Source organism: Metasolibacillus sp. FSL H7-0170 (genome assembly GCF_038593115.1).
In the GTDB taxonomy this organism is placed as follows: domain Bacteria; phylum Bacillota; class Bacilli; order Bacillales_A; family Planococcaceae; genus Metasolibacillus; species Metasolibacillus fluoroglycofenilyticus.
The window spans coordinates 2,362,384-2,372,500 of record NZ_CP151964.1 but is presented as its reverse complement, the minus strand read 5'-3'; the positions used below and the strand labels follow the sequence as shown (position 1 = coordinate 2,372,500).

At 41.6% G+C, this 10,117-nt stretch carries 9 protein-coding genes and 2 rRNA genes (1 of these 11 cut by a window edge); all 11 read left to right on the top strand.

All coding sequences use genetic code 11. The annotated features are described in order from the left end of the window. Positions 1-1,450 (top strand): 23S ribosomal RNA (locus MHH70_RS11025); it begins 1,478 nt to the left of the window's first position. 120 nt (positions 1,451-1,570) lie between these two features. Next, positions 1,571-1,686: ribosomal RNA gene (gene rrf / locus MHH70_RS11020) — 5S ribosomal RNA — on the top strand. Positions 1,687-2,807: 1,121 nt separating this feature from the next. After that, a complete protein-coding gene (locus MHH70_RS11015; protein ID WP_066165680.1) occupies positions 2,808-3,290 on the top strand; it encodes an RNA polymerase sigma factor in 483 nt (160 codons plus the stop codon). After that, positions 3,283-4,149, top strand: coding sequence for a hypothetical protein (locus tag MHH70_RS11010; RefSeq protein ID WP_107943676.1), 867 nt, complete (start codon positions 3,283-3,285; stop codon positions 4,147-4,149). Before MHH70_RS11015 ends, MHH70_RS11010 begins: the two co-directional genes overlap by 8 nt. A 70-nt stretch (positions 4,150-4,219) precedes the next feature. Next, positions 4,220-5,644, top strand: coding sequence for an aminotransferase class I/II-fold pyridoxal phosphate-dependent enzyme (locus MHH70_RS11005; RefSeq protein ID WP_107943677.1), 1,425 nt, complete (start codon positions 4,220-4,222; stop codon positions 5,642-5,644). Positions 5,645-5,662: 18 nt separating this feature from the next. Next, positions 5,663-6,292 carry a dTMP kinase gene (tmk, locus tag MHH70_RS11000; RefSeq protein ID WP_107943678.1) on the top strand — a complete coding sequence of 210 codons (630 nt, stop codon included), beginning with the start codon at positions 5,663-5,665 and terminating at the stop codon, positions 6,290-6,292. 70 nt (positions 6,293-6,362) lie between these two features. Then, positions 6,363-6,692: a cyclic-di-AMP receptor gene (locus MHH70_RS10995; RefSeq protein WP_066165667.1), complete on the top strand. Its 330-nt coding sequence runs from the start codon at positions 6,363-6,365 to the stop codon at positions 6,690-6,692. A 48-nt stretch (positions 6,693-6,740) separates the two neighbouring features. Beyond that, positions 6,741-7,178 carry a YaaR family protein gene (locus MHH70_RS10990; protein ID WP_066165665.1) on the top strand — a complete coding sequence of 146 codons (438 nt, stop codon included), beginning with the start codon at positions 6,741-6,743 and terminating at the stop codon, positions 7,176-7,178. Between the two features lie 151 nt (positions 7,179-7,329). Further along, complete coding sequence (gene holB / locus MHH70_RS10985) at positions 7,330-8,334, top strand: DNA polymerase III subunit delta' (RefSeq protein WP_342471503.1); 1,005 nt, start codon at positions 7,330-7,332, stop codon at positions 8,332-8,334. After that, complete coding sequence (locus MHH70_RS10980) at positions 8,327-9,142, top strand: stage 0 sporulation family protein (RefSeq protein ID WP_107943680.1); 816 nt, start codon at positions 8,327-8,329, stop codon at positions 9,140-9,142. The genes holB and MHH70_RS10980 overlap by 8 nt, the downstream gene beginning before the upstream one ends. Positions 9,143-9,270: 128 nt before the next feature. Then, entirely contained in the window at positions 9,271-9,618 is a 348-nt protein-coding gene (gene yabA / locus MHH70_RS10975) for a DNA replication initiation control protein YabA (RefSeq protein WP_042479111.1), read from the top strand. Positions 9,619-10,117 lie beyond the last annotated feature (499 nt).

Genomic DNA, 10,117 nt, shown 5'->3' with positions numbered 1-10,117 from the left:
GCAGGAGGGTAGGGTAAGCAGAGCGTTGGTTGTCTCTGTTCAAGCAGTAAGGCGTGTGTGTAGGCAAATCCGCACACTCTAACGCCAAGCTGTGATGACGAGTCCGTATGGACGAAGTTCCTGATCTCACACTGCCAAGAAAAGCCTCTAGCGAGGTGGGAGGTACCCGTACCGCAAACCGACACAGGTAGTCGAGGAGAGAATCCTAAGGTGTGCGAGAGAACTCTCGTTAAGGAACTCGGCAAAATGACCCCGTAACTTCGGGAGAAGGGGTGCTCTTGAGCGTGCAAGCGCATGAGAGCCGCAGTGAATAGGCCCAGGCGACTGTTTAGCAAAAACACAGGTCTCTGCAAAACCGTAAGGTGACGTATAGGGGCTGACGCCTGCCCGGTGCTGGAAGGTTAAGAGGAGTGGTTAGCGCAAGCGAAGCTATGAATTGAAGCCCCAGTAAACGGCGGCCGTAACTATAACGGTCCTAAGGTAGCGAAATTCCTTGTCGGGTAAGTTCCGACCCGCACGAAAGGCGTAACGATCTGGGCACTGTCTCAACGAGAGACTCGGTGAAATTATAGTACCTGTGAAGATGCAGGTTACCCGCGACAGGACGGAAAGACCCCGTGGAGCTTTACTGTAGCTTGATATTGAATTTTGGTACAACTTGTACAGGATAGGTAGGAGCCAGAGATCTCGGAGCGCCAGCTTCGAAGGAGGCGTCGGTGGGATACTACCCTGGTTGTATTGAAATTCTAACCCGTGCCCCTTAGCGGGGTAGGAGACAGTGTCAGGCGGACAGTTTGACTGGGGCGGTCGCCTCCTAAAAGGTAACGGAGGCGCCCAAAGGTTCCCTCAGAATGGTTGGAAATCATTCGTAGAGTGTAAAGGCACAAGGGAGCTTGACTGCGAGACCTACAAGTCGAGCAGGGTCGAAAGACGGGCTTAGTGATCCGGTGGTTCCGCATGGAAGGGCCATCGCTCAACGGATAAAAGCTACCCCGGGGATAACAGGCTTATCTCCCCCAAGAGTCCACATCGACGGGGAGGTTTGGCACCTCGATGTCGGCTCATCGCATCCTGGGGCTGTAGTCGGTCCCAAGGGTTGGGCTGTTCGCCCATTAAAGCGGTACGCGAGCTGGGTTCAGAACGTCGTGAGACAGTTCGGTCCCTATCCGTCGTGGGCGTAGGAAATTTGAGAGGAGCTGTCCTTAGTACGAGAGGACCGGGATGGACATACCGCTGGTGTACCAGTTGTCGTGCCAACGGCATCGCTGGGTAGCTATGTATGGACGGGATAAGTGCTGAAAGCATCTAAGCATGAAGCCCCCCTCAAGATGAGATTTCCCATTACGCAAGTAAGTAAGATCCCTCAAAGACGATGAGGTAGATAGGTTCGAGGTGGAAGTGTGGCGACACATGGAGCTGACGAATACTAATCGATCGAGGACTTAACCACAATTAAAACTTGTTTCAATGTTCGTTTATCCAGTTTTGAAAGAACAAACACTTTCAAGGAATGTCTACTAAAAGCACCACATCCTGTGGTAACGTAGACGCCAGCACATCCATGTGCAAGTGAAGTAATGATGGCAGAGAGGTCACACCCGTTCCCATACCGAACACGGAAGTTAAGCTCTTTAGCGCCGATGGTAGTTGGGGGCTTCCCCCTGTGAGAGTAGGACATTGCTTCGCAATCAAAACCACTGAGGAATCAGTGGTTTTTTATATGGAAAAGAAGCCCCCAACTACCAAAGACCGAAGGTCAGCTCGGCGCGTAATCGGAGGCAAACAATTGCAAACACTTTTAATCGAATACAAGCTCAAGCAGTGCAGAAGAGCAAGGAGTCCGAGGCGCCAAGGAGCGCGGAGCGGAATGTGCATCGCACATGAGCATCGCAAGCAACGCGGGCAACGAAGGAATCCGCGGCTCAGCTGTGCTGCGTTGAAGTGCCGCTGGTAGTTGGGGGCGCTCCTTGTGAGAGTAGGACATTGCTTCGCAATCAAAACCACTGAGGAATCAGTGGTTTTTTTATATGGAAAAGAAGCCCCCAACTACCAAAGACCGAAGGTCAGCTCGGTGCGTAATCGGAGGCAAACAATTGCAAACACTTTTAATCGAATACAAGCTGAAGCAGTGCAGAAGAGCAAGGAGTCCGAGGCGCCAAGGAGCGCGGAGCGGAATGTGCATCGCACATGAGCACCGCAAGCAACGCGGGCAACGAAGGAATCCGCGGCTCAGCTGTGCTGCGTTGAAGTGCCGCTGGTAGTTGGGGGCGCTCCTTGTGAGAGTAGGACATTGCTTCACAACCAAAAACCACTGAAGAATATCAGTAGTCAAGTGCAGAAGTTACCAAGAAGAAAAAGAGCGAACATAGAATAAATCTCAGAAAACATGGAATAAAAGTTGAAAAACGTGGAATAAACTCATAAAAACATGGAATAAACTTCGAAAAGCATGGAATAACGAACCGCTGGGAGCCTATTATAAATAAATTTAAACTATCAGCTAGAACCAACAGTTACTAAAAGTAGAGATAAAACAATATAGATAATGCCTTTGTAAAACAAAATATCAATGGAATTAAAGCTTTCCTGTAACATGCTAATAAAAGCTTGAAATGACCTACGGAAAGGGAGAAGCTTACCGTTATAGTATCACAGCCTTCCAATAACCTTCAAAATCTACTTATATGACAATAAAAAAATCCGCCATACTTGCCCTAACCTCCTCCTTTTCTACAGATACATAAAATATTTATATTTTTACTAATTCCAATACGAAGTTTATTCGTCTTTAATTATAAGAGGAGGGGATGCGCGTGCAGGATATATATGAGCAACACTATGAAGCAATTTATCAATACATACTCTTTTTAACTACAAATCCTGCGATTGTGGATGATTTTGTTCAGGAAACATTTATCCGCTATTATCATACAAAGCATGTACGAAATGAAAAAGCATTACTTATCCGAATCGCTCGGAATTTAGTATATGACTATTTTAGGCGAAAGCAGCTATTAAAATGGTTGCCTTTAACTAAAACAGATTATGAAGATGAGGCACTTTTACCCGAGGAGTTATTATTACGTTCGCAGGAAGTACGGGAACTGTATAGAGCATTAGCAAAAATTAAAGTAAATTATCGAGAAGTGATTATTCTTCGTTATATTGAAGAACTATCAGTGAAAGAGGTGGCTCATTATTTGGAGTTGTCAGAGGTGCAAGTGAAGAATTATACAGCGCAAGGCTTAAAATCGTTGCGTGGTATTATGGGGAGGGAAGCGGATGTTTGATTTTAAACAATTAGCTGTAAAGCCTAGTGAAGAAAAGAAGGAGCAGCAATATCGTTTGATTGAAAAACGATTACAAAAAAGAAGACCTCATTTATTACCAATTGTATTGCCCCCAGTCATTGTATTAATTGCTTGCTTATTGTTTATTACGATGCCAATCCATCCATCTGAGCGAACAGCGCTTAAATCCAATGATATTGTGCAAATTTTAGGAACGTTAGGAGAGGGGAATCCTAGCTCCATTTATCGTTGGAATGTAAAAAATATAACAAGCCCCTCACTGCTTGATAGCTTTGAGCAAGCTTTACATGAAATGAAGCCAATTACGTTGTCAAACGTTCCTGATATTACATATACGGTGCAATTAACATACGAAAATGGGGTAATGGAGAAGTACTTTATTAATTGGGGAGAAGATATGCATCTTGGCGATATGAATGGGGAATGGTACATTTTAGATAATCATAATTTATATGATACAATGGCAGGGCTAGTTTTCCTTATTACTGAACGTGATTTTCGCAGTACAGGATATATTATTTTAATTATCAGTATGTGTTTATTATGGGCAGTTGAAAAAAAGATAAGACCACAAGGACATGATGGGAAGAAACTCCCTTTATATTCAATGAAGTTACAATATGTCATAGATATAGTAATGATGTTAATTATTATTGTTCCATTCATCGTTATAAAAAATCCACTTGTATTTAACTTTTTCGCTACTGTAATTATAAGTGGGGGGTTAAAATTGTGGTTAGAAGCTCGCCACGGTGCTGAAAACTGGCGTTATAAAATGATTGTTTATCGTACTTGTTATTTGTTGATAGCGTTTAGCTGTATATTATTTATTATCTAGAGCATGGGGTCATTCCCCATGCTCTTTTTCATGTATAATGAGAGCAGGAATATGAACGGGGTGAAGGAAGATGAAACGAGAGCGCCCGCTTGTGGAAGCTTTACAAAAATTTATTGAGCAGGAGCCGTATTCTCTGCATGTGCCAGGGCATAAAAATGGCAGTATTTCAAATTTACCAAGTGAAATGCTGCCAACTTTGCGCTATGATGTAACGGAGTTGACTGGATTGGACGATTTCCATCAGCCAGAGGAGGCAATTGCCCAGGCAGAGGAGTTGCTATGTCAAACATACGAGGCAGACCGAAGCTTTTTTTTAGTGAACGGCTCGACCGTTGGGAATTTAGCGATGGTTTATGCAACATGCCAAAAAGGTGATACAGTTCTTGTTCAGCGTAATGCACATAAATCCATTTTCCATGCACTGGAGCTTGTTGGGGCACAACCTGTTTATTTAGCACCAGAATGGGACGAGCAAACATGTACAGCTACACATATTCATTTAGATATAGTGAAAGAAGCATTACAGCACTTTCAAGATATTAAAGCAGTTATTTTAACATCACCTACGTATTATGGAATCGTAACAACACAATTAAAGGCGATTATTGATTTATGTCATACATATAAAATTCCAGTACTTGTAGATGAAGCGCATGGTGCGCATTTTGTTGCGAGTGAAAGTTTTCCAATGTCGGCTTTAGCATTAGGTGCGGATATTGTTGTACACTCGGCTCATAAAACATTGCCTGCCATGACGATGGCTTCATTCTTACATGTGAAATCAGCTCTTGTAGAAGTGGATAAAGTGAATCGCTATTTACGCATGCTACAATCGAGTAGCCCCTCCTATTTATTGCTTGCCTCTTTGGATGATGCAAGGCACTATGTTAGCACGTATATTGAAGCAGATGCGCATTATTTAAAGGAGAAGCGAGCGCAATGGATAGAGTCTTTACGAGCAATTGATGCGCTGACAGTTATTGAGGTGGATGACCCTTTAAAATTGTTGTTGCGTGTTCACGGATATACAGGCTTTCAATTAAAGGAGCAACTGGAGCGACATCAGTTATATGTAGAGCTTGCAGATGCAGAGCAAGTGCTCGCCATTTTACCGCTTCTAAAAAGAGGAGAGGCATATCCATTTGCGGATATGCGTATACGTATAAAAGAAGCCATAGCAACGCTGCGAACAACAGAGCAAGAGGTTTTACCAAAATTAAGTGAGCAATTTAGTTTAACGAAAATCGTGACACCAGAATATCAATTTGGAGAGGTAGAGCAGCTAGAGAAAGAATGGATACCTTATATGCGCGCAATAGGAAGGGTAGCAGCATCCATGATTATTCCGTATCCACCGGGGATTCCATTGTTTATACCTGGAGAAAAAATTACGGTCGCAAAACTAAGTCAGCTAGAGGAATTATTGGCGATAGGCGCAACATTTCAAGGGAACCATCAATTAAATAAAAAACGAATTTATGTCATAAAGCAGTAGTTGGAGGAATATAACAACATGGTAAGCAATTTATTTATTACGTTCGAAGGGCCAGATGGGGCAGGAAAAACGTCTGTGCTGAAGGAAATTGTACAACGCCTAGAGCAACAAAAGGTAAATTTTTTAGCAACGAGGGAGCCAGGTGGTATTCGCATTGCTGAAAATATACGGGAAGTTATTTTAAATCCAGCATATAAGGAAATGGATGCACATACGGAGGCATTGCTTTATGCTGCAGCGCGCAGCCAGCATTTTTATGAAAAAATTATACCTGCACTGCAAGCGGGAAAGCATGTATTATGCGATCGTTTTATTGATTCTTCGCTTGCATATCAGGGTTATGCTAGAGAGCTTGGCGTGGATGAAGTACTCAGTATTAACGAGTTTGCCATAGGGAAAAGAATGCCTGATTTAACATTGTTCTTTGATTTACAGCCTCACATCGGATTGACACGCATTCAAGCAAATCGTTCAGATGAAATTAATCGTTTAGATGCTGAAAGTTTAGTGTTTCATGAGAAAGTGTATGCTGGTTATGAAGAGGTACTGCGTCGTTATCCAGAACGAATTCGCATAGTAGAAGCCTCAAAGCCTTTGGAGGAAGTAATTGAGGATGTTTGGGAAATTTTAAAAGAGGTTATAGTTTAAAAGTAAATGAATTGCATGACTGTGTTGTGCTATAATAGTACTATCAATTTTATTGAAGGGGTGAGGGCGGATGAAATTAGTAGTGGCCGTTGTACAAGACCAAGACAGCAACCGTTTATCGAACGCATTAACAAAAAATAATTTCCGAGCAACAAAATTAGCGAGTACAGGTGGATTTTTACGTTCAGGAAATACAACGTTTTTGATTGGTACAGATGATTCGTTGATACCGAAGCTTTTAGATATTATTCGAGAAAACTGTCGAGCACGAGAACAAATGGTAGCACCAGTTTCACCGATGGGAGGCAATGCAGACTCTTATATCCCGTATCCTGTTGAAGTAGAAGTTGGTGGCGCTACAGTATTCGTATTGCCAATTGAGCAATTCCATCATTTCTAATTCCAAACAAAAGATACTAAAATAGAAGTGGCGCTGGAGGGGAATTCATTGAAAATCAACCAAGATTTACGTGTTCTAAACACCAATCGCAATGAACTACGGCCTACAACACAAAGCGCTAATCGGTTTGGAGAAATGGTTGTAAAACAAGGAACCAAAATGCAAACAGACCAGTTAACACGTTTGCTTGGTGATATTTCAGCAGCAGGGGAGCGCGTAGCAAGATCCCGTAATTTACGTGAGTTGACACGTTATAAAATGTTGATTAAGCGTTTTTTGCAGGAAGCTGTTGATTATGGTCTTGAAATGAAGCAATCACATACGTGGAATCGCTTTGGTGAAGGGCGTCGTTTAAAAATTATCGAAACAATCGATGAGCGTCTAGTTGAATTAGCACAGGATTTATTAGATGAAGAAAAGGAAACAATTGACCTATTGGCTAAAATAGGTGAAATTAAAGGATTATTAATTAATCTATATATGTAAAACCCGTGTCTCCACCACATGACACGGGCTTTTTTCTAACATGGATAAAAAGTCAGAAAAACGTCTGGACGAGATTTAGCCGATGCATAGTTGATTCAACAAGCTTTCTATGAAAGCTGGAGAAATTTGAAGATGTGAAAAGGTGAAGCAAATGGCACATAATATGAATGAGCTAGAAATGCTACAGCCTGTAGTTATAAAGCAAATTCAAACAGTTTACGAGAAAAATAGGATGGTTCATGCTTATATTTTTGATGGTGAAAAAGGTAGTGGAAAAAGAGCTGTTATGCAGTTTTTTGTAAAGCTTTTATTATGCGAAAACGTGTCGAATAATGTTCCATGTGAAACATGTCGAAATTGTTTAAGAGTAGATTCGGGCAATCATCCAAATATTCGACAAATAGAGCCTGATGGACAATTTATTAAAGTCGATCAAGTGAGGGAGCTTATTTCTGAAATGACAATGACAGCAGCGGAGGCAGGTAGGAAAATTTATGTGCTACATCATGCAGATAAATTAAATACAGCCTCTGCAAATACATTGCTTAAATTTTTAGAGGAGCCCGATGGTGATGTTATTGCGATTTTATTGACGGAGCAAATCCAGTCGATGCTACCGACAATACGTTCACGCTGTCAGCATATAAAATTTTCACAGCTACCGCGACAAGTGATTGTGCAGCGGTTAGTAGAGCAAGGTGTCACACAGTCGATGGCAGCTACAGTAAGTGTGGTAGCAAATGAACTAGATACAGCACTTTTTTTAGCGAAAGATGAGCTATTTGCACATGCGAGAAAAACAGTGTTAAAATTAATAGAAGCTGTCAGAAAAAATGTCCATGAGGCGATGTTAATTGTGCATGAAGAGTGGCTACCTTCCTTTAAAGAAAGAAACGAAATGGAGCAGGCGCTTGATTTACTGCTATTTGCTTATCGTGATATTGTCGCATTAAAAGCAAATATGGAGTCTGCTTGTACCTACCCAGATATGTTACAAGCCTTTAAAGATATAGCCTTACACACGACATACGAGCAATTATCAAATCAAATGCAGGCAATTTTACAAGCTAGACAGCAGCTACAACGTAATATGAATAGGACGTTGTTGATGGAGCAGCTTATGCTGAATCTGCAGGAGGGGTATACATTTGTATAATGTAGTTGGTGTTCGTTTTAAAAAAGCGGGCAAAATATATTATTTCGATCCGGCAATGTACGAATTAGTAGAAAATCAATACGTCATTGTAGAAACAGCGCGAGGCATTGAATATGGTAAAGTCATTATACCGACGAAGGAAGTTGGAGAAAATGATGTTGTATTACCATTAAAGCAGGTTGTACGCCCAGCGGATGAGCGTGATCGTATTCAAGTTGATGAAAATCAAACGGAGGCAAAGCGCGCGTTTGATTTAGCAAATGCTAAAATTATCGAGCATAGCTTAGATATGAAGCTTGTCGATGTGGAATATACGTTTGATCGCAATAAAATTATTTTCTATTTTACTGCGGAGGGGCGAGTCGATTTTCGTGAGCTTGTAAAAGATCTTGCATCTGTTTTCCGTACGCGTATTGAGCTACGTCAAATAGGTGTTCGCGACGAGGCAAAACTATTAGGTGGAATTGGTCCATGTGGACGAATGCTGTGTTGTTCAACGTTTTTAGGTGATTTTGATCCGGTATCCATTAAAATGGCGAAGGATCAAAACTTATCATTAAATCCGACGAAAATTTCAGGACTTTGCGGTCGTTTAATGTGTTGTTTGAAATATGAGAATGATGAGTATGAGACAGCAAAAGAAGGAATGCCGGATATTGGCGATTCAACAATGACGCCAGATGGCATCGGAAAAGTAATAGGCTTGAATGTGTTAGAGCGTATAATTCAAGTTTATTTACAGGAGCAAGAGCGAGCAGTAGAGTATACGCTTGAAGAACTATTGCAATCTGAGGGAAATCTTATATAGATTACATGCGTCGTAGAGTAAGTGAGTCTAGATTCGATAGCTCATTTAAAAGCTGGATGCAATGGGGTAATTGATAAAGGTGATAAACTTCAACTGAATAAAGATAAAGATTTAATGGGGTGGCTTGAGTGAAGGACCGTAATTTCTTAAATACCGTTATGGAATTCGAACAACAGCTTGAAGCGATACAAGAGCAATTTAACTATTTAAAACAGTTTGTTGCACATATGATGGAAGAACATCAAACACTTCAAGCAGAAAATCTTCACCTACGTGCGCGCTTAGATGAGTTGCAATCAAATGAAGCGATACAAAATGAGGAGCGCAAAAGCGATGTGGCAGACATTGGTGAAGGCTATGATAACTTAGCACGTCTTTACCACGAAGGATTTCATGTATGCCACGTACATTTTGGCAGCTCGCGTAAAGGTGAGGATTGCTTGTTTTGCCTATCGTTTTTAAATAAAACAACATAGTTAAAAGAGGGCTGTCTAGAAAAGAGTTTCTTTCTGGACAGCTCGACTTTGTTAAAAACCTAATCATCGCGTCAGCAATGATAATCGTATTGTAAATATTTTTTAACTTGTTTCGGCAGAAGTCTCCACCTCTATAGGTAGAGAGATGGATGCAAGTATTAAGCCAGTTTCAGCCGATGTCCAAACACTCGCTGATAAAGAGGAACTCAGTCTAAAACAAATGCATACTAAGATAACGACTGAGTGGCCAATATCGTGTTGGTTTAAAGCCTTCGGCGGATGTCACAGATTTTGAAGGGAGTCTTGTGTGTGATGCAGGTCAGTTAACCGTTGTCACAGGACGTGACGGTTTTAGGTTAATATCCACCAAACAGCTTGAAAAATTTGAACGCAATTAAGCTGAGGCGTAATTGATAATGGAAGGGCTGGGGGAAGGCAGATGAACATTTGCTATTCCACCAGCCCCTCTCTTTTGGTGCTTCATCATAAAGGAGGAAAT

Excerpts from the sequence above, each read along its gene's own strand:
- tmk (WP_107943678.1), top strand. The coding sequence starts at position 5,663 with ATGGTAAGCAATTTATTTATTACGTTCGAAGGGCCAGATGGGGCAGGA.
- holB (WP_342471503.1), top strand. The coding sequence starts at position 7,330 with ATGGCACATAATATGAATGAGCTAGAAATGCTACAGCCTGTAGTTATA.
- MHH70_RS11005 (WP_107943677.1), top strand. The coding sequence starts at position 4,220 with ATGAAACGAGAGCGCCCGCTTGTGGAAGCTTTACAAAAATTTATTGAG.
- MHH70_RS11010 (WP_107943676.1), top strand. The coding sequence starts at position 3,283 with ATGTTTGATTTTAAACAATTAGCTGTAAAGCCTAGTGAAGAAAAGAAG.
- MHH70_RS10995 (WP_066165667.1), top strand. The coding sequence starts at position 6,363 with ATGAAATTAGTAGTGGCCGTTGTACAAGACCAAGACAGCAACCGTTTA.
- MHH70_RS11015 (WP_066165680.1), top strand. The coding sequence starts at position 2,808 with ATGCGCGTGCAGGATATATATGAGCAACACTATGAAGCAATTTATCAA.